This window comes from Sphingobacterium lumbrici, from assembly GCF_006476045.1.
Lineage (GTDB): Bacteria > Bacteroidota > Bacteroidia > Sphingobacteriales > Sphingobacteriaceae > Sphingobacterium > Sphingobacterium lumbrici.
The window spans coordinates 353,127-378,088 of record NZ_SRZY01000023.1 but is presented as its reverse complement, the minus strand read 5'-3'; the positions used below and the strand labels follow the sequence as shown (position 1 = coordinate 378,088).

29 protein-coding genes are annotated in these 24,962 nt (G+C 42.0%); 16 read left to right on the top strand and 13 right to left on the bottom strand.

Features of this window, described 5'->3' with window-relative positions:
* Positions 1-6 precede the first annotated feature (6 nt).
* Positions 7-276: a hypothetical protein gene (locus E4F24_RS07055; protein ID WP_140937981.1), complete on the top strand. Its 270-nt coding sequence runs from the start codon at positions 7-9 to the stop codon at positions 274-276.
* A gap of 211 nt (positions 277-487) precedes the next feature.
* Positions 488-652, top strand: a complete 165-nt coding sequence (locus tag E4F24_RS13780) for a hypothetical protein (RefSeq protein WP_181182400.1) — start codon at positions 488-490, stop codon at positions 650-652.
* 114 nt (positions 653-766) lie between these two features.
* On the opposite strand, the gene E4F24_RS13775 is transcribed toward E4F24_RS13780, so the two are convergent.
* From E4F24_RS13775 to E4F24_RS07035, 5 genes are all read right to left on the bottom strand, one after another.
* Positions 767-934, bottom strand: a complete 168-nt coding sequence (locus E4F24_RS13775; RefSeq protein ID WP_181182399.1) for a hypothetical protein — start codon at positions 932-934, stop codon at positions 767-769.
* Positions 935-1,299: 365 nt separating this feature from the next.
* Positions 1,300-2,355, bottom strand: coding sequence for a type II toxin-antitoxin system antitoxin DNA ADP-ribosyl glycohydrolase DarG (gene darG / locus E4F24_RS07050; RefSeq protein ID WP_140937980.1), 1,056 nt, complete (start codon positions 2,353-2,355; stop codon positions 1,300-1,302).
* Entirely contained in the window at positions 2,355-3,002 is a 648-nt protein-coding gene (darT, locus tag E4F24_RS07045) for a type II toxin-antitoxin system toxin DNA ADP-ribosyl transferase DarT (RefSeq protein WP_140937979.1), read from the bottom strand. The genes darG and darT overlap by 1 nt, the downstream gene beginning before the upstream one ends.
* Positions 3,003-3,043: 41 nt before the next feature.
* Positions 3,044-3,250 (bottom strand): hypothetical protein, encoded by a 207-nt coding sequence (locus E4F24_RS07040; protein WP_140937978.1) that lies wholly within the window; start codon positions 3,248-3,250, stop codon positions 3,044-3,046.
* Between the two features lie 20 nt (positions 3,251-3,270).
* A complete protein-coding gene (locus E4F24_RS07035; RefSeq protein WP_140937977.1) occupies positions 3,271-3,765 on the bottom strand; it encodes a hypothetical protein in 495 nt (164 codons plus the stop codon).
* Between the two features lie 833 nt (positions 3,766-4,598).
* Here E4F24_RS07035 and E4F24_RS07030 point away from each other — a divergent pair.
* From E4F24_RS07030 to E4F24_RS07020, 3 genes are read left to right on the top strand one after another with little or no spacing between them, the layout of a single operon-like run.
* The gene (locus E4F24_RS07030) at positions 4,599-7,886 is read left to right on the top strand and encodes a SusC/RagA family TonB-linked outer membrane protein (protein WP_140937976.1); all 3,288 of its coding nucleotides are present in this window, start codon (positions 4,599-4,601) and stop codon (positions 7,884-7,886) included.
* 11 nt (positions 7,887-7,897) lie between these two features.
* Entirely contained in the window at positions 7,898-9,268 is a 1,371-nt protein-coding gene (locus E4F24_RS07025; protein WP_140937975.1) for a RagB/SusD family nutrient uptake outer membrane protein, read from the top strand.
* Positions 9,269-9,275: 7 nt separating this feature from the next.
* On the top strand, positions 9,276-10,529 hold the full coding sequence (locus E4F24_RS07020) for a TlpA family protein disulfide reductase (RefSeq protein WP_140937974.1): 1,254 nt from the start codon (positions 9,276-9,278) through the stop codon (positions 10,527-10,529).
* Here the strand turns inward: E4F24_RS07020 and E4F24_RS07015 are convergent.
* From E4F24_RS07015 to E4F24_RS06995, 6 genes are all read right to left on the bottom strand, one after another.
* Positions 10,526-10,909, bottom strand: a complete 384-nt coding sequence (locus E4F24_RS07015; RefSeq protein ID WP_140937973.1) for a hypothetical protein — start codon at positions 10,907-10,909, stop codon at positions 10,526-10,528. The genes E4F24_RS07020 and E4F24_RS07015 overlap by 4 nt on opposite strands.
* Entirely contained in the window at positions 10,906-11,556 is a 651-nt protein-coding gene (locus tag E4F24_RS07010; protein ID WP_140937972.1) for a MauE/DoxX family redox-associated membrane protein, read from the bottom strand. Before E4F24_RS07010 ends, E4F24_RS07015 begins: the two co-directional genes overlap by 4 nt.
* Positions 11,557-11,655: 99 nt before the next feature.
* Positions 11,656-12,501, bottom strand: a complete 846-nt coding sequence (locus tag E4F24_RS07005) for a helix-turn-helix domain-containing protein (RefSeq protein WP_181182398.1) — start codon at positions 12,499-12,501, stop codon at positions 11,656-11,658.
* A gap of 182 nt (positions 12,502-12,683) precedes the next feature.
* Positions 12,684-13,637 (bottom strand): hypothetical protein, encoded by a 954-nt coding sequence (locus E4F24_RS07000; RefSeq protein ID WP_140937970.1) that lies wholly within the window; start codon positions 13,635-13,637, stop codon positions 12,684-12,686.
* A complete protein-coding gene (locus E4F24_RS13770; RefSeq protein WP_181182397.1) occupies positions 13,618-13,791 on the bottom strand; it encodes a hypothetical protein in 174 nt (57 codons plus the stop codon). Before E4F24_RS13770 ends, E4F24_RS07000 begins: the two co-directional genes overlap by 20 nt.
* A gap of 413 nt (positions 13,792-14,204) precedes the next feature.
* Positions 14,205-14,435: a hypothetical protein gene (locus E4F24_RS06995; protein ID WP_140937969.1), complete on the bottom strand. Its 231-nt coding sequence runs from the start codon at positions 14,433-14,435 to the stop codon at positions 14,205-14,207.
* A 221-nt stretch (positions 14,436-14,656) separates the two neighbouring features.
* On the opposite strand from E4F24_RS06995, the gene E4F24_RS06990 reads away from it, so the two are divergent.
* Positions 14,657-15,433 carry a LytR/AlgR family response regulator transcription factor gene (locus E4F24_RS06990; protein WP_140937968.1) on the top strand — a complete coding sequence of 259 codons (777 nt, stop codon included), beginning with the start codon at positions 14,657-14,659 and terminating at the stop codon, positions 15,431-15,433.
* Positions 15,434-15,493: 60 nt separating this feature from the next.
* Here the strand turns inward: E4F24_RS06990 and E4F24_RS13765 are convergent, their stop codons facing one another.
* Positions 15,494-15,694: a hypothetical protein gene (locus E4F24_RS13765; RefSeq protein ID WP_181182396.1), complete on the bottom strand. Its 201-nt coding sequence runs from the start codon at positions 15,692-15,694 to the stop codon at positions 15,494-15,496.
* A gap of 73 nt (positions 15,695-15,767) precedes the next feature.
* Here E4F24_RS13765 and E4F24_RS06985 point away from each other — a divergent pair, with 73 nt between their 5' ends.
* The 6 genes from E4F24_RS06985 (at position 15,768) to E4F24_RS06960 (ending at position 19,788) form a co-directional block, all read left to right on the top strand.
* A complete protein-coding gene (locus tag E4F24_RS06985) occupies positions 15,768-16,550 on the top strand; it encodes a histidine kinase (protein WP_181182395.1) in 783 nt (260 codons plus the stop codon).
* Positions 16,551-16,645: 95 nt separating this feature from the next.
* On the top strand, positions 16,646-17,065 hold the full coding sequence (locus E4F24_RS06980) for a MerR family transcriptional regulator (protein WP_140937966.1): 420 nt from the start codon (positions 16,646-16,648) through the stop codon (positions 17,063-17,065).
* A 454-nt stretch (positions 17,066-17,519) separates the two neighbouring features.
* Positions 17,520-18,161, top strand: a complete 642-nt coding sequence (locus tag E4F24_RS06975) for a DUF6266 family protein (protein WP_140937965.1) — start codon at positions 17,520-17,522, stop codon at positions 18,159-18,161.
* Between the two features lie 72 nt (positions 18,162-18,233).
* On the top strand, positions 18,234-18,788 hold the full coding sequence (locus tag E4F24_RS06970) for a DUF6266 family protein (protein ID WP_140937964.1): 555 nt from the start codon (positions 18,234-18,236) through the stop codon (positions 18,786-18,788).
* A 99-nt stretch (positions 18,789-18,887) separates the two neighbouring features.
* Positions 18,888-19,295 carry a DUF5675 family protein gene (locus E4F24_RS06965; protein WP_140937963.1) on the top strand — a complete coding sequence of 136 codons (408 nt, stop codon included), beginning with the start codon at positions 18,888-18,890 and terminating at the stop codon, positions 19,293-19,295.
* 190 nt (positions 19,296-19,485) lie between these two features.
* Complete coding sequence (locus tag E4F24_RS06960; RefSeq protein WP_140937962.1) at positions 19,486-19,788, top strand: hypothetical protein; 303 nt, start codon at positions 19,486-19,488, stop codon at positions 19,786-19,788.
* Positions 19,789-20,068: 280 nt separating this feature from the next.
* On the opposite strand, the gene E4F24_RS06955 is transcribed toward E4F24_RS06960, so the two are convergent.
* A complete protein-coding gene (locus tag E4F24_RS06955) occupies positions 20,069-21,280 on the bottom strand; it encodes an ATP-binding protein (RefSeq protein ID WP_140937961.1) in 1,212 nt (403 codons plus the stop codon).
* Between the two features lie 238 nt (positions 21,281-21,518).
* Between E4F24_RS06955 and E4F24_RS06950 the strand changes: the two genes are divergently transcribed.
* Genes E4F24_RS06950 through E4F24_RS06935 form a run of 4 tightly spaced genes read left to right on the top strand, consistent with a single transcriptional unit; the run spans position 21,519 to position 24,928 of the window.
* On the top strand, positions 21,519-22,028 hold the full coding sequence (locus tag E4F24_RS06950) for a helix-turn-helix domain-containing protein (protein WP_140937960.1): 510 nt from the start codon (positions 21,519-21,521) through the stop codon (positions 22,026-22,028).
* A 52-nt stretch (positions 22,029-22,080) separates the two neighbouring features.
* Positions 22,081-23,412, top strand: a complete 1,332-nt coding sequence (locus E4F24_RS06945; RefSeq protein WP_140937959.1) for an RNA-binding domain-containing protein — start codon at positions 22,081-22,083, stop codon at positions 23,410-23,412.
* Positions 23,413-23,435: 23 nt separating this feature from the next.
* A complete protein-coding gene (locus tag E4F24_RS06940) occupies positions 23,436-23,945 on the top strand; it encodes an adenylyltransferase/cytidyltransferase family protein (RefSeq protein ID WP_235891167.1) in 510 nt (169 codons plus the stop codon).
* Positions 23,946-23,959: 14 nt separating this feature from the next.
* Positions 23,960-24,928: an SDR family oxidoreductase gene (locus E4F24_RS06935; protein ID WP_140937958.1), complete on the top strand. Its 969-nt coding sequence runs from the start codon at positions 23,960-23,962 to the stop codon at positions 24,926-24,928.
* Positions 24,929-24,962: the final 34 nt, after the last annotated feature.

Genomic DNA, 24,962 nt, shown 5'->3' with positions numbered 1-24,962 from the left:
CGGCACTTGTGCTTTTCTCTTCCTGTTACCGCTATTGCCATCCTGGCCGATGGCAATAGAAATTACCGTCCAACGATCTATATTCAGGAGTTTATGGGTACAAGCCTTACTTATAGATTCAATAGTTATAAGATATTGGATCAGGATGAGGCCGTGCTTCGGGCAAATGACAATCCATTTGCGGTAGTGGTACTCACAGCACTGCTGGCAATCCTACACCGCAATGTTACCGATGAGCAGCTGAAAGAGATCAAGCAGATCTTTATGCAGAAATGATCAAGCGTGAGATGGATAAGGATACCCGGCAGGGTATATACGATTTTCTGGCACGTTATGTGAGTTTTCAAAATCAAACAATGTTCGTTAAGTTTCATCGAAGAGTTAATTTTTCATAGGTCGATGAGAGAACGTTAAAAATTGTTTTGCTACACAATTTTTAACTAAGTTTGAGAAAGAAGTAGAAGTAAAAACCGGGAGGAGTACTACCATGGGAACACGAGAGTATTTATTGGAGAAGGCCAAAAGTGAAGAACGCGCAAGAGCCGAGGCTGAGAAGCTAGAGGCAGCTCTGGAATTCAAGAAATTGGGCGTATCTGATAGTGATATTGCAAAGGCATTAGGCCTTACAGTTGATCAGGTAAAAGCACTTTAATATCAATCCTAATTAGGCACGGGAAAAAGTCTACGTACCAGCAGTTTGCATATACTGACGAGGAGGGAGCACGGGGAATGTAATTTTGGATAATAAGATTTTAATATTATTAAATTAGGCTAGAGTTATTGTTTTTTTATCCAGTAATTCTTTCGGGAATCCATTTTTTTCCAAAAAAAGCTTTGATTTGTTTGCTTTTTTTATAAAATAAGGGTCATTACCGTAATCACGAACGTGATTTTGGACATTACTCATTGTTTTTTTATTTTCAAGATTTTTCATTTCGAACCTCCTGTTATATACAAATATACACCATTATTTACGCACAACCAAAAACGCTTCATAATTGACCTGTTTTTCAAAACGTCGCCAATCTCCCTCCGCATATCCATACACAGTTTCATTTTTTAATAAACATTGCCGTTTGGAAGGTAACGATTTGTATATTTTTGAAAAATATTTAGCAAACTATGCCGTCTTTCCGAACGAGGTTACGAGGAGGAATCTATGGTTAAGAAGGAAACATGTCCAGATATTTCTCTCCGCAGAATTCCCTTCGGTCGGTTCCCGCGCGAGCAGAGGGCAGAGTTCTAATCTGATATAATAGGATCGGTTCCGGCGGCAGCTCCATTCTGCTTGCTGTTTAGTTAAGATATATTTAAGGATCTACTGTAATTGTCAAGGTGATTATATGCTACTTCTATGTATTTTTCTTGGAATAGCTCCCGCTTTCTATTAGACCAATTGTGTATTGTTTTTACGATGTCCGCTTGTTCAATACTCGGGTTATTTTTCTTAACGAAATCAACAGTAGCTAATACTTCCAGAGATAGGGCGGACTGGAAGCCGTCTATCAATTTAAGTAAGTTAGAAAGACGGATCCTTTGTTCGGGACTGAGTTCCCTTTTTACATATTCACTAATCTCTTTTACTTTGTCGTATTGAAGTTCCAAAGGCTCAAATGCCGTCGCATTCATTTGCTCTAGCCCTTTAAGGTATTTACCATTCAAATGATGTAATAAGTGTTCAACACCCACGCTGTAAGGTCCGTAATGATGTGCCTCAAATTTTAACCTGTTAAAACTTTTTTCCCCAAAACGTTGTAAAAAATAAGCAAGTTTGTTAGCAACAAAAAGGCTGGTGTTTTCCCCCAATGATTCATAATAAAACATAGCATAGAGCAACATAGCACGCGCATGCGTGAGTTTTACTTGCTTGTCGGTCTCCTGTTTTTTTAGGATGTCCTTTACGGCCGCATTAGGTTCGTAAACTTGAATGTTGACATGCGTTAGGTGTCCAAGATATTCTTCCATCATAGATTTTACCTTTTCCCATTTCAAGCCTCCGTTTCCACAGCCAAGGGGAGGAATTGCAATACTTTCTATATTGTACTCCTTAATGACTTTCACCAATTCCTCTAATCCTTTCTCAATATATTCATATTTGGATTTAAGATACCACTCCGTCTTTGTCGGAAAGTTAATGATAATCTTTTCCCCGTCTAGTATTGCTTCTTTCACGACCAATAGCTTGCCCGGTTGCAATTCTTTTTGCTTGCAAGCAGCAACATATTCTTTGTAATTGTAGGGGAAGCTCTCCTTGAATTGTAAGGCAATACCTTTCCCCATTACACCCACAGTATTAACAGTGTTCACTAATGCATGTGCATCGGCTTCGAGAAGATTACCTTTTATATATTTCATCAATAATAATAATTATTATTCGGGTTTACCTTTACTGTAATATTTAACGATAATTCGTTTACAATATTATCAATAAGCTCTTTAACCTTGTCATTGTAAGTAGCAATTCCACTAATACAATTAACGGGTACATGGTATTTAACTAAGAATTCAGCTTGCTTTCGTCGAACACGATCAAAATCTTCTTCTATGTTGCTCCAATAACGTTGGTTTACGAGATTCCAATCCACCTGATCCAAATGTCTAGTGTCATTGTAGAATTCAGAAATAGCAGTTTTTGCATGTCCGTTGGTAAAACACCAATGTGGACAGCATTCTATAATATCATCTACTTTACATACAATATATATAATGTCACTTTGTGGCCTTTTTGTGATACCTCCATTACCGTCTCTTATTTTTAGAAGCATGGGCGATAAAGGACCAAAATAAAACGGTACATAATCGCCAAGAAGGCCATTAGGTGGATTAATTTTTACCGAATAGTTATTTCGTTTAGTAATCAACTCCGTATCACCGATGTTTATATAATCGGGATCCGCCATAGTATGATGTCGTGTAAACAAACCATGCCGCAGTATATACTCCACGTTGTCTATATGGACAATACGGTATACTCTAACTATATCAGGTTTGTTTGCAGGCATAACTATTTGTCAAATATAACGAAGTTTTTCTTTTGTTTATCTTATCTCGTATTTGTTTTTAATGGTGTCAGTGATCGCTGTTCAATTAGTCCAAGAAACTGTTGGCCGTCGTTTCCGCTATAATGAGGTGCACAACGTTTTGACGTTTCCTTAGACGGAGTTTCTCTCTCTTCTTTCGGCGATTTTCCTATAGCAGAAAGGAATTTTCCGATATCTTCCTTTAAAGATTTTTCATAACGACTTTCCATTTGTAAATTTACTTTTGCGCTTATTTACTATTCGTTAACTGCAAAGCCTTTTTACCTGCTTCTGTCGTATAGTATGCTTGTGCAGGGCTATTCTTACTTTCCTTGTTGGTGTAATCGAGCCAACCGTACATTATTAGTTTGCCAGCGACACGTTGAAAGGTGTTGTGAGTATCATCAAGGCGTACGAGTTTATCCAGAATATACGACCGACTTTTGGGAATGTGGCAATGAATCAATATGTCCACATACCGTTGGACGTCAACTGGACGTAATAACAGTGCTGCTTTTTCGCTATCAATTATCCTTACTTGCTCTGTTACTTGATTTAATCTTGCTGTTCGGATTTTTTCGATAACCTCAGGGTCGTTTGTGTCAATATTGAATATGTCGATTTTTAGCCAGTCTTCAACTTGTAGATTGAATTCAGAAAATATGCGTTTTAGGATTACCACCGTAATATTCTTTCCTTTTTCATATCCTTGATATTGCGAGTAACTCATGTCTATAGTGTCCACAAATGCTCTTATTGTTGGGAATCCCGACGCAATTCTCATTCGTTTCAAGAAGGCTCCTAGTTGCTTTAGGAAAATTTCATCGTTGAGTTTTGGGTCGGATAGCGCGTTGTTTTCATTATCATTCTTCATGCTCCAATTTCGGAGTAATTTTTTATGCAATAAATCCTATATTTAGGATAATTTATTTTTGATTTTAAATATATGTTATTATATTTGTTTTTGAATGTTTAAGTTATTTTAAATACTTTATGTATTGATCATTTTATAAAAATAGAGATAAGTTACTTGTTCTACTTATACTGAAAAAGTAATAAATTAATTTACGAGCCTCGTGACCGGAATCTGGAAAATTTTGTAGTACGAGTGTAAGTGAAGCGCTAATGTCCTACCTTTGTAGGATAGGGCTGGCGCTCGCTTATTCTAATTGTACTACAGCTATCTCGAAAGAGGTGGTGGCCCTCCAGAGCCGCGGTTGCAATTTAGGATGCGGGCGACCAGTTTTTTAAATTTTAAACAATTGGTGACCAATCTAATAAGGCTCGTTTAACTATAACGAGTTATGAGAAATCTAAAAAGTCAAGTATTAAGAAACAAAATCTCAGCCCCCGAGTAGCTCGGTAGGGCCTAACTCCGTTTACGGAGTTTTCAAAAATCGATGAATGCCTGAAGAGACGTTATTTTACCTTTATTATGATATTGTAAAAAGGGCATTTCGATTACCAATCTACAACTAACGTAATTAGACCGAAGGCTTAGCATCTGGCTGGACAGGAGGGGTGGTAACCTACCTAAAGAGGTGCAAGTTCGGAGGTCATCATGAAATAACTTTAAAAATGAAGAATTTTTACAAGGGTGGGAGAGAACTGTGCTATTTAAAGCGGCTATCTCATCTTTTCAAATCAAATAATAACCGAAGCCGAACGCTGTTCAGCTTCGTGCTAAGTCTTATATGTGTGTTGTTTAGTGATGCCCAGGCGCAGTCGGCTCGTACGCTCGGAGGAGTGGTACGCTCGGCTGCCGACGGGCAGATCTTAGAAGGTGTATCCATCTATACCGACAAAGGAGGGGAGAAGACCAGCACGGATCGACAAGGTAAATTTAGTCTACGTGTCGGAGCTGCCACTGGCATATTGCACATTAGACATATCGGCTTTACCGAGCAAAGTATTGCTTATGATGAAACGACTGCAGTTCTAGAAATCGGATTACAGCCGGCCGAAAACCAGATTGAAGAAGTTGAGGTCGTAAGCACGGGATATCAGCAGATACCAAAGGAGCGGGCGACGGGAAGCTTCGTGCATATTGATACGGAAACTTTAAGATTAAGGAATACGACTAATATACTTGAGAGCCTAGAAGGTACATCTGTTGGCCTTCAATATGATAACAGAACAGGTACTTCTAGAATAAATATTAGAGGTATTAATACGTTTAACGATCTGAGTCAGGGGCCACTTATCGTAGTGGACAATTTTCCTTTTTCCGGTGATATCTCCCAAATAAACATAAACGATGTAGAATCCGTGACTTTGTTGAAGGATGCGGCAGCAACATCGATATGGGGAGTACGGGCAGGGAACGGTGTGCTGGTAATTAATTTAAAAAAAGCTAAAGTTAGTGATCACCTGTCGGTACAAATAAATCATCGTGCCATTTTAAACGAAAAGCGGGGCCTCATGAGACTACCCAATATGTCAAGCTCTGACTTTATCGAGATGGAGAGGTTGCTTTTTGAAAAAGGTTTTTACGACAGCAAATTAAATGCGGTCAATAAAAAGCAATTTATCTTTTCACCAGCTGTTCAGTCACTGCAACAGTACAGAACAGGAGCAATATCGATTGCAGAACTGGAAGATGTCTTAACGGATCTCGGTAACCATGACTATAGAAAGGAGCTTATGGATTACTTTTATCGTAAACCACTTAGCAATCAGACCAATATTAATTTAAGCAGAGGTGGAAGCAGAATGGGATATAATCTGGGCGTTATGTATCAAAAAGATAGTCCCGAAGACATTTTTTCTCAAAGTCAACGTGTAAACCTTAGGTTGTCCAACCAATTTAATATTGGCCCCAAGTTTACTATACAGTCAACCATATTGCTCAATTCTAGTTGGGAAAACCTTCGGCAACATGGTATGGGATATGGTTTCTCTCCTGGTGGGGGGCTCTCCGGTATATATCCATATGTCAGGCTTGTGGCTGAAGATGGAAAGGGAGCCGAAGTGCCTCATTCCTACAACATGGATTACTTAAACACACTACTAGATGGAAAATTGCTGGATTGGAAATATAGACCATATGAAGAGCATCAGCATAACTCATTGAAAGCAAATACCGATTATGTGAATACAAATCTACAGATTCGTTATAAGTTTTTTGACGGATTTTCCGCTACATTGATACATGGCTTTGAAAAACAAATTGGGACTTCGAGACTGATTAACGATGTTGAATCATTCTACACCAGAAATCTTATCAATAGATTTAGTCAAGTGCAGGGCGACCAGGTTAAATATATAATCCCTATGGGAGGTATTGTAACTGCGAGCAGTAATAGTATATTAGCCAATAGACTCCGCGGACAATTGAATCTAGATAGATCATACGGAAAGCACTATATAACCGCTATGACCGGAGGAGAACTGAATGATAATCCTATTCGTACATCTACTCACAGAAATTATGGATTTGATCCAGAAGTGTTGACTACCGCAAAAGTTGATTATGTCAACAGTTATCCCGTATTTGATGGGTTATCATCAAACTCGAATATACCCTACCAAGATTCATATGCTCTTCGGAACAACCGTATTTTATCATTTTATGGCAATGCGGGATATACTTATAATATGAAATACACGTTATTCGGATCGATACGTAAGGATGGTTCCAATAATTTTGGTGCAGAATCTAACCACAAATGGAATCCTTTGTGGTCTGGGGGAGTGTCTTGGAACTTGGACAAAGAATCGTTCATAATGAAAAGTAGATTTGTGGATCGACTACAGCTTAAAGCTACTTTGGGGCATAGTGGTAATATAGGCGCAGGAGCACTGGCGCGTACTGTGCTTATTCATTCTTCAAATAATCCATGGACCAGTCTTCCTTTTGCTCAAATCAGCCTACCTCCTAATCCGCAGCTGAAATGGGAGGATGTTCGGATGATGAATCTGGGAATAGATTTTTCACTATTCTCAAATAGCTTTTCAGGATCAATGGAGTATTTTACAAAACTCTCAACTGATCTGATAAGTGCAGATCCGATCGATCCCACAACCGGTTTGGCGACTGCTCAACGAAATGTGGGTAAACTCAAAGGTAAGGGAATGGATGTTTCATTGTCTTATAGACAGGACGGCGAAGTCTGGAGCTTCTCAACAACACTTAATGTTTCTTATGTTAAAGACGAAGTTTTGGAATATAGGGGGAACTTATTGAGTTCCGTTAATTACATGGGCAGTAAAGGGGAGTCCTTACGTCCGGTCGAGGGCAAGAGATTGTATCCTCTTTACAGTTATAGGTTTGAAGGTCTAGACCCAGAAACAGGCGATCCGTTGGGTTTATTAGCGGGGGCGCAGTCGAAAGATTGGGCTGCGTTGGTTAGGGACTCGTTACAGAACGTCGTTTACCATGGCACATCCCTGCCACCGTATTACGGAAACTTTACTATCCGTCTAGGGTTTAAAAATATAAGTTTACAGTCTAATCTAATGTTTAAATGGGGACACTATTTCCGAAAGAATACGATAAACTATACCTCTGCATTTAGCTACAATACTTATCATGAAGATTTTGCTCTACGATGGAGAAGCCCGGGCGATGAATCAAATACATTCATTCCCTCTATGAACTATCCTGCGAATTCGAATAGAGATAATTTCTTCAATTATTCGGATGTATTGGTGCATCGAGGTGATCTCATACGTTTGAAAGATATTGCACTCAGATATCTATGGACTCCAAATATTAAACAAGATCGTAAATCAAAAATAGAATTTGGATTGAGTTGTTCCAATATAGGTCTTTTATGGAGAGCCAATAAGGCTGGAATTGATCCAGACTACAATATTCTACCACCATCAAGATCCTACAGCTTTACTATTTCACTTATCTACTAATCAAATAAATCATGAAAATCTACATAAACATATTTATTTTATTCGTGTTCATGGCCAGTTCCTGCTCTAAATTTTTAGATGAAAAGCCTGATCAATCACTTTCTCAGTTGACAAAACTTTCCGATTGTCAGTCGCTTTTGGACGCGGTTACCTACATAAATTTTTCAAGATTTCCTTCTTTGCTGGAATTGGGGACGGATGACTTTTACCTTAGCGAAACATCTTATAATAGTCTGAATGATTTCGATCGTGCGAACTATATATGGGCAAAAGAGCCCATTTACTCTAATATTAACAGAAATACGGAATGGATGGGGCCATATGTGCCTGTAATGTACAGCAACGTCGTTTTGGAAGAAATTGGTGATATCCCCGTTTCTTCCAACGAAGAGAAAAAACAAAGAGATGAAATCATTGGGGCAGCATTGTTCATTCGAGCTTTCAGTTTTTATCAGCTTGCTCAAGTCTATGGAGAACCATATACAAATGTTTCGCAAACACCAAGCCTAGGGATTGTTTTGAGACTGTCGTCCAATTTCAATGATTTAAGTATCCGCTATTCCGTACAAGAGACCTATAAACAGATTATAGATGATTTGGAAAAAGCGATCCCTATACTCCCCGTTGACGTAGTCGTTCAAACCAGACCAAGTAAATCTGCTGCATATACGTTGCTAGCCCGTGTTCAGATGGTAAAAGGCGATTATACGGAAGCTATGAGATATGCCAGCGAAGCGTTGGCACTCAAGAGTGAACTCTTGGATTATAATGACGTGAAAATCGATGATGCTATCCCATTCCAACGCTTCAACAAAGAAACGATATATTTTGCTACTAGCGGGGGATCTGCCATGTTGGGAGTGAACAATGCTGTGATAGATGAGGAATTATATGTTAGCTATTCGTCAGACGATTTGAGAAAGTCAATTTATTTTCAGCAGAATACTACGGGCAATATATCTTTCAAAGGCCACTATCACGGTGAAGTAAACAGTTCGTTCTTCGTGGGATTGACGACGTCTGAATTATATTATATCATGGCTGAATGTCTAGTACGGAATAATAGCTTATCAGAAGCTGCACAATGGATCAATAAAATAAACAAGAAAAGAATGAAGAAGGGAAGTAAAACTGATATTGCGTTAGAGGATTATGAAGATCCTCTTGAGATTGTGCTAAGTGAAAGAAGGAAAGAACTGTTATTTAGAGGTGTTCGCTGGTCAGATCTACGTAGATTGAATCAAGATCCAAGGTACGAGAAAACAGTTGTGCGGAGAGTGGGAAACGAAACATTTTCGTTGAAACCCAACGATCTTCGTTATACATATATGATACCTCAGTCTGTCATAGAAATAACTGGTATTGAGCAAACCAAAAGATAGGGGAACGATGAAGATCACGATAATTTTTAGCTTGTTGGTTATTCCTTTTTTGACATTGGCACAACAGAGATTAAATCCAGATACTAAGGAGAATAAGATTGATATTGAGCATATTTCGAATGTATGGAACTATCAAGGACAACGTATTGATGGAAGAACGTTGCAGGGTAAAAGTATCATCTTAGACTTTGGAAGTATCTATTGCGCACCATGCGTTGCTTCAATCAGGAAACTAGATAAAATTGCTGAAAAACATGCTGACATAGTCGTATTATTCGTCACAAAAGACAAGTACGATCGTATTGATGGTTTCTTCTCCAAAAACTCGAACTTATTGAAGAATGCGTATGTTGTATTTGAAGATACGAGTCTTAATAAACTTTTTCCGCATGTTTTTGAACCTCATGTAGCTTGGCTTAATGCTGAACATGTTTTGAAGTACATAACAAATTCTGATGTTATTTCAGAAAGTTCTATAGCTAGCTTCATCGCTGGAGAGCCACTTGAGATGGGATCTAAATCAGATTTTATACATGATGCAGAACGAGAAATGTTAGTCTGGTATAAGGAATTAAAAGGTATGCAGACACAATCGTTTCGATATAGATATGCTCTCTTGGGAAAGCATATTGAAGGTGTTGCGTGGAAACAATTTCAAAGAGTTGACTCTGTAAGCCGAAACGTAAGATGGGGCGGCGTCAACGTTCCCATTTTGACAATCTACTTAACCACTTTGAATAAGAAAAATTTAATGATGACGCAGATAATCACCGATGGTGTGGATGCATCAGATTTACACTATATAGAACAAGATATTCCTAAATCGATTTGGGAAACCAAACATACGTACTGTTATGAATTTAGGGATACTTGGCCTATTGATGAGAAACAGTGGCATTTATATGTAAAGGACAATCTGGATAATTTTTTTAAGTTTCGTACAGATTTTGTCTATAAAAATAGGGAATGTTGGATCTTGAAATGTAAGAGCGAAATTAATAAAGCAGTAAAGCAGAATAAAGAAGTTTTGGGTTTTAATGATGCTTTTTGGGGATGGATAGGGACAAAGAATAATAAGATCGGAGGGACTCCTGTTATTATCGATGATAACATTTCTTCTTTGGATTTGAAAAAGCTGGAGTGTAGATTGGATCAGGAGGCATCACTTGAAACAGTAAATAAATATCTTGAACCTCATAATTTATTTTTTGAGGTCCAAGATATCATTATCGAAACACTTACTTTTAAGTCTCTGGATTAGTTTTTCATAGAGACTGTCTCGTTAGGTCCGTTTTGCTGTGCATCCTCGATCCGATCTTGGATAGTCTGTCCTGAAACAGAAGAGGGTGCACTCAAATCTGGCACTTCGGGGCTAGAACTTGGTTTTACCGGTGCTTTGATTTGACAAAATTTAGTGTTATTAATACATGTGGCGTCTTGGTTAGATGCTCTACTGTAATTAGATTCTTCGCTATGATCAGGACTTGTTAGTTCGGGATTTCCGTTGTAATCCCAAAATAGTTCATCATCATTGAGAAGTAATTTTGAATTTGTCGATGCCCAAGAACTAGCACCTACTGCTAAACCTAATAGTGCTACTCCCAGCACCAATGTTTTTGTTGTTTTTTTGATTAAAGTCATTTTAGTAAACTTATAATTGTATAATTTTTTAGTCGTTTGATAGCCCACATACCTAGCCCAAACCAAACTGCATTGAATATCAGATGTGTGTGCCATCCCATTGCTTCGATCACGCCACCACAATGGCAAAGCCTGTCTTCTACAAAAAGTAACATCAGGGCAATATATAGAGTAAAGACGCCCATAAGTAAGGTAGATGTCCACAGCCCCCATCGCTGTGACGTTCTCCAAGGGTAAACCAATACAACTGCCAGTAGGATTTCAAGAAGGGGGATACCCCAGCCGATAAATTCGGCATATTGTCCTAATACCGGGATACGTTTGTTACCCTTTACGAAGGTCTCCATATTCACTAACTTATTATGTCCCGTAAACATGTACAGAAAGGCGTAGCCGTACACCACCACCCAATAGCTCCGTTGAAATAGCCAATTGGATTTACGTATAATCCACTGCCAGATCTGTTCTGCCCCTGCTTTGATACTGCTCTTTACTGTTGTGAGGTGCTTTTCCATTTTTAATTGCGTTGTATTATGATCTGTCTTTCGTATGGTGATCCCTTGACCGCTTCCGCCACTGAACCATTGTGTTGCTTTGTCTACCGGCCTGCCCGGGAATACCGCAAATTTTCTTCTATAACATTTCATAACCTAAAGTTTACACTACAAAGAAAAGGCAGAAAAAGCACGAAAGTGTTGCCGTTTTGCGGAACCGGTGTTACCCTTTTCGCTGAAATCATGCTTTAGCTATCTCCCGCTTCCGAATATGGCCGACTTTGTATAGGCTATCGGCGTCATGCCCGTTTCCCGTTTAAAAAATCGGTGAAACGCCGTGCGGTGATCAAAGCCACAGGCTATGGCGATATCCCATGTGTTGCGATGGCCCCCTGTAGTGAGGAGATTCCTGAGTAGCCCCTTTGCTTTCTCGACCACACATTGTTGCTTGTACGTGTTGAGCGTAATACCACATTCTTCTTTGAATACATCACCAAGCTGACTCAGGCTGATGTTCAGCCTTTCTGCTACGGAATCCAATTCCAACTTAATACCATAATCCGCTACCTCTATTTCAATAATCTTTTTAGCCGAGGTAGTAAGGTGCTGTTTGTAATTGCCGCCCACCTGCTCACGGAGCACGCTGTCTCGCGATAGGTGGTGCATCGTCCGCAGCTGCTCGCTGATTAGGATACTATTGTCCATACTTCCTTTCCGGAGGTTGCGGCATATATGCTCGATGTAGGCTGCCGTGACTGCATCAACGGCAAAGTCGACGCTGCATACGGGATAAGGTCTGTTCTCTAAGTGGGCCCGCAACGGTGGCTGCATGAACTGGAATTCCTCGTCTGCGCCATACCGGAATATACCCGTGTCAAAATAAAAGCTGAACAGGCGATGCTTTCCCGCTGATAACCTAAGCTCATAGCTTCCGGGCACCAGGTATGCGTACACGGCACGTTGCCCCTCCAGATGCCACACCAACTGTTCTCTATCATCCCATAATTTGACCGTTCCACGTTTTTGCATCAGGTAGAATACATGCACATCTTTTTTCGTGACGTTAACGGGGATACATACAGGTTCGTCGATTACCATATCGTAATGCTGCAGGTAGCCGTACCAGCCCTTGAAGCGTTGCTTGATACAGCTGCGGTTTTCTTTTTTTCGGTATTCGATCTCCCCATCGCTGAAACGCAATGAAGGACTGGGTGTGTTGGATTGGCGCGGGTCGATTGGCCGGCCAAAGATCCCGTCCAGATCTGGAAAGAAGGTTTTTTTCATTTAGATTTTTTTTGTACCCCCTTTCCTTGTATTGCAGGTGGCGGAGATCCGTTTGTACTTGCTATTGCAGAGCCGTCACGTTCAAAGGGTAGGTTAATAGACTTGGTCAATTTCTTATAGGGAATGTACCAGGCACAGCAGTTGTACCAGATCATAATCATGGCAAAATGATAGAGCCCCATCGTAAGGGCAATGCCAGCATGTAGGCCGCTGATCGCGATCCAGATGCACCGGCGTGTGTGTTTGCCGAGCCAAGCTAGGGGGTAGACCAGCTCGACCAGTATAACCGCCCAACCGGCGGCTATCCAGAGGTACGGCCAGGTGCCCCAGTTCAGGGATATGGGAATAGCGCTGCCGATGTAGGCCTGTTGAACGGCTTTCCACAGCGCCTCGCCATTATGCCAGCTACCGCCCATAAGCTTGCTCCAACCACCAAAGATATACACCACGGTAAGTTGCCCCTGCAAGGCCAATAGGCCAATTTTTGCCCAGTTATTCGGTAGGCCGGATGTTAGACGTCCGGGGTAAAAACAGCAGGAAAAGAATAGTCCGGTCTGCACCAGGTAATCCACGCCGTATGCCCAGTTCGGGTCGGCAATAAAAAGAGCCTGATGCAAAAAAAGTAACAGCAGGCTGCTTAGCCTAACTTGTAGTTCGAATACCAGTGCGAGGCACAGGCCTATATAGAGAACCGCCAAGAGATGGACGGTTGGTAAAGTCAACGTTTGTAAATAGGGGATAGCATCTGTTAAGTCGTAGATGCTCCAGCCAATAGGACGCTGCCGTAGATGCAGTAACGCCGGTTCTATCAGCCCGTTGGGGCCGTAGAGCAAGGGCAAGTCGATCCAGAGTTGGATCATCTCGATTGCCAGCAGCAAACCAATACCTCGAGGCAGGCTGCGTAAGGCATTGGCGGCTTGTGTTGCTTGGCTAACGCTGGGTAGCTTCATGGTAGCAACGTTGATCAAACAGTTGGATGTAGCGTACCTGAAGCGATCCGGTTTCGCGGATACTGGACAGACTAGGGGGCGATTTCGCCAAAATACTGACATCGACTACAGATGCACCGTAGCTGTCGGTCATGCGCTTAGCTAACGATCGCATGATGGCTTTGGCCAGGTTAAGGTCGGATGTAGGTCGCACCGTGTCCTGATCGATAAAGACCTCGTTGAGATCTAAAAAGCTGCTGTAACGCAGCTTGCCTGCACGGCTCCGGAGTCCCGGGTCGGGCAATGTGAGGATTTCTTCGGCACCGCTAAAGGAAAGTTGGATACGGGTGTGGAAGGTGCTTCCGACCGAAGGGCCGAAAAATCCGTAACCTCCGTGGATGCCCGTAAACTGGGCGTAGTGCGAAAGAAGGGGCAGCTGCTGCAACCATACGAGGCCAGTGGCTGGTCGTGAATCTGCCGTCTGTGGTGCTGTACTGTGCAGCTGTTGTACATTGTGCAGTATACTGATGCCCAAATGTAGAAATACCAACGTGAGTACAAAAAGATGCTGCCCCCTCATCGCACGTGCTAATTTTCGTAATTGGCCAGAAACTCGTCAATGGACAAGGTTTTCACGTCACCGGTCGTTTTTGTTATCAAATTTTTCTTGATACCGGTCAGGTCTTCTAAATCCACCTCGGATGCTGCGATTACGATGGCCTCTTCAACATGGAGATCTGCCCCGTCTTGAAATTTGCTGCTTACAAACAGGGTCAGCGTAACGGCCAAGCCTGCTAAAATAGAATGCATAATGTTCATAGTATATCTGTTATGTTTTGTAATACGAAGCTCTCAAAACAGATCTGCAACCCTCGGCACCTTTATGAATTCTATAAGAAAAATCATTTATTCTGGCGCTTTTCGCAATTATTTTTAGCGATTGATGAAAATATAAAATCGAAAAAGTGACCCATATCTTTTTTTTGGACTATATTTTGAATAACTTATGCCCCTGTTTGCCTTATTGAAAAACATGATTTATGGAAAAAGTTAAAGTTGTTCTAATCGACGACGAGTTGTCAACGATGGGTAGCCTGCAAGACGAACTCGCTACCTTGCCGGTTTTTGAAGTATTGGGCTGTTACGAATCTGTGGGTCAGGCAATCGCAGGTGTCACCATGATGCCCGACATACCCGATGTAATCTTTTGTGATATCCAGATGCCGGATGTGCTGGGCATCGATGCGCTTCCCGACCTGCGCCAGCTCTCCCGGATGGTGGTATTTTGCACGGCCCACAGCGATTACGCTGCCGAAAGTTTTAAACTGAACGTGCCCGACTATATTGTAAAACCTGCCACACGCAGTGATCTGCTGCGTGTATTGACAAAGGTGGCAAATATGCGCGCAGGCAGTACCTCCGGTAAATCCGTAAATTATTTCCTCATTAAAAAGCCCAACCGCATGGAGTGGGAACCAACACCGTTGCAGGACATCTGTTTATTTGCAATGGACAACCAGGTGGTTAATATTTACGGATTAAAGGACGATAAACTACAACTGCTGGACAGTGTATCCATGACCATGCGTGAAGTGTACGAACGGGTGAAGGATACCAAACTTTTTCTATATGCCAGTCAGTCTGCAATTGTAGCGGTCAATTACATTCAGAAAGTACGGACAGATGCGAAGAAAAAAGGGGTTTTGTTAACAGGAAGGGAGGAGTGGATTTCCATTAAAGCACTTGGCGAACCCCATTTTAAGGAATACCTCCGTCGACACAACCTGAAAGGGGGCGGAAAAGTTGGATCAACATAAAGCGGCTTACATCAAGCGGAAGATCATTACCGCTGTCTGCATCGTCATGTTACTTTATTACTACATGGTTTTCTTAGTACCGGATTCCTTCATCGGCTCTGCTGATTTTTTAGTGCTATTCGGCGCACAGCTCCTCATCTTTTTAACGGTATGCAAATCGTTAGGCCCATGGATATTCCGATATGAACACCGGGCCACCATCCGGATCATTGCAGCCTGTGCATTCCTAACAATTACACCTTTAATGCTGATCTTGATCATCAGTTTATGTACAGGTAGGGCAGAGTGGGATGGCGGTTGTGGCAGTATCGAACTCGGCAACTTAGCAGAGACCGTGTTCCCCTTCGTGTTGACCTATGTGGTCGGTATTTCTTTTTATGGCTGGAAAGGGCAGCTGCCTATACTTGAGGACAGGGAAGAGGCTATAGCCGCAAAGGAGGAGGCCCTTACCGCGAAAGAGGAAGCCATCGAAGCTAGAAAGGTTGCCATGCGTAAGCTTGAGCGATTAGAAGCGAAATTACGAACGCTACAATTGAATTACGAAGGACAGGAGATGCCTTCCCATTTTTTGGGAAATTCACTGGCTACCGTAAAGACTCTGGCCCTGCACGAACCGCAAAAGGCGGTCGAAGCCATGTCCATCCTTATCGAAATCAATAAAACGTACCTATTGCACCGAAAGCATTCCAATATCCCCCTTTGGGAAGAAATCAGCCAGATTACACGCCTGATTTCACTCTATTCGATCAGAAAGGGCAAACCGATTTTTTTTCAAATCGACATTACGGAGGATGACCTGGAGGATGTGCTGATCCCCATGATGCTCTTGTTAAATCTGGTGGAAAACAGTTGTCAATACGGCATGCTGACTAACCGGGAGAGACCGGCGATTCTCCGCGTCAGCAGGCTTACGGATGGTGCTGTGCATATTCTCGTGGAAAACGAATACGATGGCGAGGTACTGCCCGAAGTGACCCGCTCAGGCAAAGGAATCAGCCAGCTGAGGGAGCGACTGCACCTGCTTAATCCCGAAGGCAATAAGGTCGAAATACAACATAATGGCAGCCGATTTCGAGTAAATATCATTATGCGCATCCCAATTTTGCAGGTAGGGTAATGTAGATTTTATTTTTTTTACTATCTTGAGTCCGGATTCGGTGCTATGCACAGCGAAACCGGACTTAAACTTTTTATAAACTACACCATCTGCTGATGGGCTTTCTTTCCAAAAAAATGTATGGACTTGGTCAAATCCGCTTCACGTGGAATGTTTGTGCTGGAAGCGGAGGGAAGGTAGCTCCTGTGCTTGTACACCGGCTGGTCTTAACCGTCAAGACCATGACCATTTTTGAAAAAGAACTGTTAGAAAAATTAGAAGAATGCCTGTCAACATCCCGCGAAATCCGCGAAATGCTCCGTGAAAAAGAAGCGGACGCCATCATTTACCGTGATGCTGCCTATGCCATTGAACGGGTAGGTATCAGCAAGAGCACCCTACTCCGCGAACAGAACAAAGGAAATATTACCGTCGCTAAGGAAGGCCGCGGTGGAAAAAAATTCTATACCGATGCGGCCGTCGAACGCCTCCGCGTTCTCTACTGGGGGCTGGCGACCAAAGCCCCCAATTCCTAGGGACTTTTTTCGCCCTTTCTTCGGACGTTCTTCGCCCGTTTTTCGGCCAGTGCGTTACCCCAGCCTTACCTTTGTCTTAGGGCTGCCTTACCTTTTCGTGGATAGCCCTAAGATAATACTAAGGTAATACTAAGGCAAACCTAATATATCGGCCGAAGATGCTCGCCTATTGGTCAGAAGACAATTAGGGGTTAGAGACTAGGGGTTAGTCTCTTAACCTACTAACCTCTTACAACGTTTTTAGCGGGTCTTAATACTTCATACTCAATACTCACTACTAAAAGGTCTCTTCAACATCACTTCAATTTACTGGATAACCCGCTTCAATGCCGCTTCAACCGTGTTCCAACCCTTGTTTTTACTTATATCCCACCCTATGTTTGTCTTCGTAAAGCAACATATACCGGTATGAAAAAGTGCTTCACATTATAGTTTAACAATTAAAAAAAACAAAATGGGAACAATCAGAAATGGAATCAATGGTGGCTTCAAGGGTAAAGCCGGAAGTGTGATCGGCAGCAGCTGGAAGAGTATTGAATACATCAAGGGGCTGTACAAAAAGCGGACAAAGCCCGCCAGCGAAGAGCAGCTGATGCAGCAGGCGAAGTTTACAACAGTCATGCGCTTTCTGCTGCCCGCGATGCCGTTGATCCGTATTGGTTATGGGCAAAAAAAGGCAGATAAGGCCACGGCGGGAAATATGGCGCTGAAGGATAATCTACAGCTGGCCCTGGTCGGCGACTATCCGGATTATGCACTGGATTATTCCAAAGTACGGATCAGCGACGGCTTTTTCCTGGCAGGTGGAGCACCCACCGCGCTGGTCGACGCGGGCAACCTCGATGTGACCTGGGATCCGACACTGAGCTCCATGTACGACACGAGGGCAGATGACAAGGTTTATATCCTCGTGTATCAGCCTACGGTGGACGAATTCTTGACCACGCCCGAACCCCCGTTGCGTGGCGATGGCTCGGTCAGTATCACACTCCCCAACCATTTTTTGGGTGCTGCGGCATATATTTGGATCTTTTTTGCAGACCGCAAAAATGTAAAGGTGTCCAAGAGTACATACTTAGGTGAATTGGCACTCTAAACGAAGTTTAACCAAGAGGGGGTGCCGTAATCAGCTAGCGGATTACGGTAGCCCCTTTTTAACACAGAAGCGATGGAATGTATATCAAACTTTAAAAAAAAGAAGACCGGCGATGGCACAGATGGTCGCCTGGAAGTGTGGTTGCGGTTTAAGGTGGCCCGACAGTTTTTGACGCCATTGACGCGGCTCATCAATATGGGTTTTGCGACGAAGAAGCGCGGGAAGACCCCGCTGGGGCGAGCGATGTCGTATACCCTAAAGGGCTGTATGGAGGGGACGTATCCGAATATCCGGGTCAACCCTGAACTGGTGCAGCTCAGCAATGGAAGTGCGGTAATTCCGCTTTCTGCAACGGCCGAGCGACAGGGCGACCTGATCCAGATCAGCTGGCGTCCTGATTCCGACGGTGTCGGGTGTTTTCACGACGATGGCATAATCGTTTGCGCCTATCATGTCGAAAGTTCCGTGGCTGGTATTAACGAAATGGCTGCTGTAAGGAGCGATGGAAGAACAGAACTTGTGCTACCTGTACAACTGGCGGATAAACCCGTACACGTGTACGCCATGGCCCACTGCCGGGACAAAAAGAATTTTTCCAAGACCATTTATCTGGGGGAGCATTGGTGACTAGTGATTGGTGACTTTTTAGCCTCCTAACCTTTTCACTTCTTCACCTCTTAACCGACTTTACAAAAATATCAAATCTTAATGCGCACTACTAATAGAATGAACACAACAATAACACTCCATCTCCGACGGAAATACGGGGATAAAGGAACGAATGGCACGATCCATTTTCTAGGTGAACCGGTCTGCCATACCATTGAACTGCCCTGGCAGGATAATACGCCGAATAAAAGCTGTATCCCGGAGGGGCGATACAAACTTCAAAAGACACAGTACTATAAGCACGGGGAACAGATCGGTATTCCATCCGTGCAAGGACGGGAAGCAATCCTGATCCATGCCGCGAACAACGCCGAACAGCATCTACGCGGTTGCATTGCCCCGGTTACAAAACTGACCGGAGAAGGTCGTGGCGATGAAAGTCAAAAAGCACTCGATCAGCTTAAAGCCCTGGTGTATAGCCTGTGGGATATGGGAGCAGAAGTTTATTTGGAGATCAGGAGCTAGGGGTTAGTGATTAGGGGTTAGTTAGTGAGAAAGTTCTAACTTCTTAACCTGCTAACCTCTTACGACGTTTTTAGCGGGTCTTAATACTTAATACACATTACTTAATACGATGCGAACCGAGAGGTAAATCATCTTGATGAAGAGATGATTTCATCGAGCTCTCACTTACCATTAAAACAAATAATTACAAGTGAAACACATTATAAACAAAATCAGCAAAGCAGTACAGGTGGTACTACTTGCTCCAATCAAGTTGCCGGGTAAGGCACTGAATATTTTAAAATACGTAGCCATCGGTTTAGGTATCATCGAATCGGTGCTGGATAACGGGAAGCAGGAAGCAGAAATTCGGGATTCGGCATCGGATATCCGGGATCAGGAAAAAGATGTTGCTGGCATTGCTACCCTCGACGTCGCCGAAAAAGGTGCAGATCGGGCAGAAATGAGTGCGGAAGACAACCATTTAATCGGAAAGGAGGTGGGTGATGAATAGTCATGGCGGTGGTTGGTTTCCCGTTCTGGGCGGAAGCTGTTGCAGCATCATGGGGTTAATTCCGTGGCATAACCTCCTGCAGACGGTGATATTGGCTATTGTTGGTACATTGGTCAGTTACCTGCTCACGCGGCTATTGCAGGGCAGAAAGAAGTAGGAAACTGTCAGGGCTTAATAAACGAAAAGGGACGACTTATTATGGTCGTCTCTTTTTTATTAAAGTAAGTTCTCGCGTTCATGTTATCGGCGTTTAAATGTGACTTATATTCAATTCATTTTATTAAAAATTTTCCATTAACAAAAACTCTCTTAGAGAGATCTGATGAATCCCCCTGAAGGAGTTTTGAGGTCTGATAGTGTCCATCGATACAACATACTTGGGGTAATTATCCTCTATCAAAGATAAGTTACCAAATTCCCTTTGTATCGTTTTGTCGTCAATCAAGAGATAGCAGACCTGTATATACAGTCTTTCACCCTTACGTTCGCCCATAAAGTCGATTTCCTGATCCCCTTGTTTGCCTACAAATACCTCAAATCCGTTTCTGAGCAAATGCAAGTATACCACGTTTTCCATCAATTTAGCAATGTCGCCGCGAAAGTTAAAACTTCGGATGCTGTTGCGGAGACCAAGATCTTCAAAATAGTACTTTTCCCCGATTTCGAAGATCTTCATTCCTTTAACATCTGCTCGAGGCACCCGATGGATAAAATATGCGTTTGTCAGGGCATGGAGATAGTTGATCACCGTTTGGGTTGGAATGGATATCTTTTGCGATTTAAGATATTTGCTTATATTCTGCGCAGAAAACAGGCTTCCGACATTGTCTGCCAGGTACATCACTAGATTTTCAAGTAGAGGTACGTTTCGAATTCCTTCCCTACTTACTACATCTTTTAACAGAATAGAGGCATAGACATTTTTTAGGTATTCGAAAACCAGCGAGCGTTCTAGGCCAATGTGGTGCTGATAGGGGAGGCCACCTAAAGTGATATATCGTTCAAGATTTTCCATGCTCTCGTCTAGCTTGTTGAAGGTAAGGAATTCCTTATAACTTAGTGTGTGTATCTGAATCTCGATGTATCTTCCAGCAAGTTGCGTTGCTAATTCGCCAGATAGCATCTTAGCACTGCTTCCTGTGCAATAGATATCGCAGAGCTGTTGATTCAGAAGGCTACGCAGGCAACGTTGAAATTCATCAATTTCCTGAATCTCGTCAACAAATAGATAATTTTTTTTATCCGGTACCAGATGTTCTTTTACATATTCATGCAACTGTTGGTGATCGGTAATATGGGCAAATTCTTCCAGTTCCTTGTCAATGAAAATAATTACTGCGTCCGCTTGTCTATGTTGAATTTCTTGGATGATCAATTTCAGCATCTGACTTTTACCCACCCGTCTCTGACCTGTGATAACTTTAATAAGTTGTTTGTCTATAAATGGCTTAACGGCATCAATGTACCGTTCGCGTCTTACTAAATCTTCCATTATAATTGAAATTTTACCCAAAAATAACATTTTCTTCTGTTATAATGGAAGTTTGTGTATAAAAATAAGTTTTTGTCAATTATAATGGAAGTTGTTGTAATCATCTTATCTTAGCCTAGATACAGGCTGGTTTTCCAGATTTCGTAATAAATTAATGTATTCATTATAATTTTTTAACTACCATAATTTGTTTTTTCAATAAAACCGAGTACTTTTGTTGCTCAATACTGTTGGTGCTATGTTGGTAACTCTTATTACGTCCAAGACACGGCTTAAGCTTCTGATTAAGTTTTTCGCTTATGCGACCAACAAGGGCTATTTGCGTGGTTTGGCGGAAGAATTTCATGAATCAACGAATGCGATCCGCAAAGAACTCAACCAGTTGACAGATGCGGGTTATCTGACACGTGCACAGCAAGATAATAAGGTTATTTATCAGGCCAATAGCAAACACCCACTTTTTAATTCCCTGCAGCGACTTATCCGGGATTACCTCGGAATGGATGAGCTAATCGATAATATCTTTGAAAAATCGGGTGATATCGAGCAGATCAGTTTGATCGGTGATTATGCAAAAGGCATCGATTCAGGGATATTAGAAGTGTGTATATTAGGGGATGATCTAGATAGAGGATACTTGTCGCTGCTAGCGGGCAAGTCATCGGAGATTTTACAAAAATCCGTGAAGCTTTATTTTGAGGAGCAACCAGCATCAGAGCATCAGATTATACTGTTTAAAAACAAATAGGTAACAGGCAAATACGCGAATCCGAGAATGGGCAAATAGGCAAAAAGAAAAAATGATAGAAACCAACCGCATAGAATACAAAGAAAGATTAACTGACCATTTCGAAAAAGAGGTTGTCGCTTTCTTGAATTATCTTGGTGGAGGGCTTATTTATCTCGGTATTGCTAAAGATGGTCGTGTGGTCGGTGTTGAAAATGCGGATCAGGTTCAGTTGCAGATTAAAGACCGTCTTCGAAATAATATTGCACCCTCCTGTTTGGGATTGTTTGATGTAGTACTGGAGCAAAGGGAAGATGTCTCGGTTATCAAAATTATTGTAGCGAGTGGAGGAGAAAGACCTTATTATATCAAAAAATATGGTATGTCTGAAAGAGGTGCATTTATCCGTGTCGGAAGTGCTTCAGAACCGATGTCGGCTCATATTATTGAGACGTTGTTTGCAAAGCGGACGAGAAATTCAATTGGAAAGATTAAGTCGCCTCGACAAGATTTAAACTTTGAGCAGCTTCGGATTTATTACGATGCGGCAGGTAAAGCACTTAACGAGCAGTTTGCTAAAAATTTAGAACTGCTCAATGACGATGCGGTGTATAATTATGTAGCTTATTTGATGGCGGATAATAATACGACGTCGGTCAAGGTCGCTCGGTACAATGGTAGAGATAGAGTTGATTTAATACAGAGTAATGAATACGGCTTCTGCTCATTGATCAAGGCCACAAAACAGGTTTTGGATAGAATAGAGGTCGAAAATAAGACCTTAACAAAAATTACATCGAAAGAACGGGAAGAAAAACGTTTTTGGGATGCGGTGGCTTTACGTGAAGCCGTCATCAACGCGATTGTACATAATGATTATACGTATGAATTAGCGCCTAAATTTGAGTTTTTTGAGGATAGAATGGAGATTACGTCCTACGGAGGCCTTCCGGAAGGAATGACACAGCATGAGTTCTTTGAAGGCGTTTCCATTCCAAGGAGTAAAGAGATTATGCGCATTTTTCGGGACATGGAATTGGTAGAACAATTAGGGTCAGGAGTTCCAAGAATTTTACGCGTGTACGGGAAAGAATGTTTTCATTTTTCAGCTAATTACATCAGAATGAACTTTCCTGTAAATCGAAGTACGGAGCCTGTCGTAGAAAATGAGGGATTAAATGTCGGTGTAAATGTCGGTGTAAATGTCGGTGTAAATGTCGGTGTAAATGAATTGATGAGGATCATTCGGAATAGCCCCGGAATAAATGCAAAAAATATAGGTCAGTATTTTGATGTAGCCGACCGTACTTTGGAACGTTGGCTAAAACAATTAAAAGATGAAGATAAAATCATATTTAAAGGAGCACCCAAAACAGGGGGATATTTTATAAAGAAAGAGCAATAAGCAAATTCTCAAATCAGCAGTTTATGAAATCAGAAACTAGTAAAAACTTGGACACAAAAGTAAACAACGATCGAAATCGTATGCGTATCGGGATTACTTTTTCGGCATTTGATTTGTTGCATGCCGGCCATATCAAGATGCTGGAAGAAGCAAAACGTCAATGCGATTACCTGATCTGTGGTTTACAGGTAGATCCTACCCTCGATCGGCCGGAAAAGAATAAGCCCACCCAAACGGTAGTGGAGCGCTATATCCAGTTGTCGGGTTGTAAACACGTGGATGAGATTGTTCCTTATTCAACCGAGCAGGATCTGGAAGATGTTTTACGTTCGTTTAAGATCGATGTACGGATCTTAGGCGATGAATACAAGGATAAAAATTTTACCGGTCGGGAATATTGCGAAGGAAAAGGCATTGAACTTTACTTTAATACCCGCGATCACCGCTTTTCGTCTTCGGGATTACGTAAAGTTGTTGCGGAGAAGGAAAATGGCAATATGCGCGAGTCCGCAGATAAGCAAATAAGCAAATAAGCAAGGGTCTAAGGATGAGTAAAATATTAATTACCGGAGGAGCCGGGTTCATTGGCTCCAATTTAACGGAGCATTTTTTAGCAAAAGGGTATCAGGTCGTGGTACTGGATAATTTTGCAACGGGACATCGTCATAACCTACAGCAGCATGCCGATAATCCAGACTTTGAGTTGATCGAAGGGGATATCCGTAATACTGCAGATTGCGAAAAGGCGGTTGAGGGGGTAGATTATGTATTGCACCAAGCTGCATTGGGTTCGGTTCCGCGTTCGATCAAAGATCCACAGACTACCAATGAGGTTAATGTTTCCGGTTTTTTGAATATGTTGGTTGCTGCTCGTGATGCAAATGTAAAGCGATTTGTTTACGCCGCTTCTTCTTCAACTTATGGCGATTCCGAGGCATTGCCTAAAGTGGAGGACAAAATTGGTAAACCGCTTTCGCCGTATGCGATTACGAAATATGTTAATGAATTGTATGCGGAGATTTTCTCCAAAACTTATGGTTTAGAAACCATTGGGCTACGTTATTTTAATGTGTTCGGCCGTCGTCAGGATCCAAATGGGGCTTATGCCGCTGTTATTCCATTATTTGTTAAGCAGTTTATGAATTACGAAAGTCCGGTGATTAATGGAACGGGTGACTATTCCCGCGATTTTACGTATATTGACAATGTGATTCAGATGAATGAACTGGCAATGACAACCAGTAATGCAGAAGCAGTAAATACGGTGTACAATACTGCTGTAGGAGATCGCACGACATTAAATCAATTAGTGGGGTACTTAAAAGAATATTTAACAGCTTTTGACACAGAGATCGCTCAGGTTGAGATTAAACATGGTCCTAACCGCCAGGGTGATATTCCGCATTCTTTGGCATCAGTAGAGAAGGCAAAAACGTTGTTGGGCTATCAACCCACACATACCATAGGAGACGGATTAAAAGAAGCTGTTAAATGGTACTGGGATAATTTGAAATAGAATAAGTATCGGAGCATATTAGTTATAAAAATTA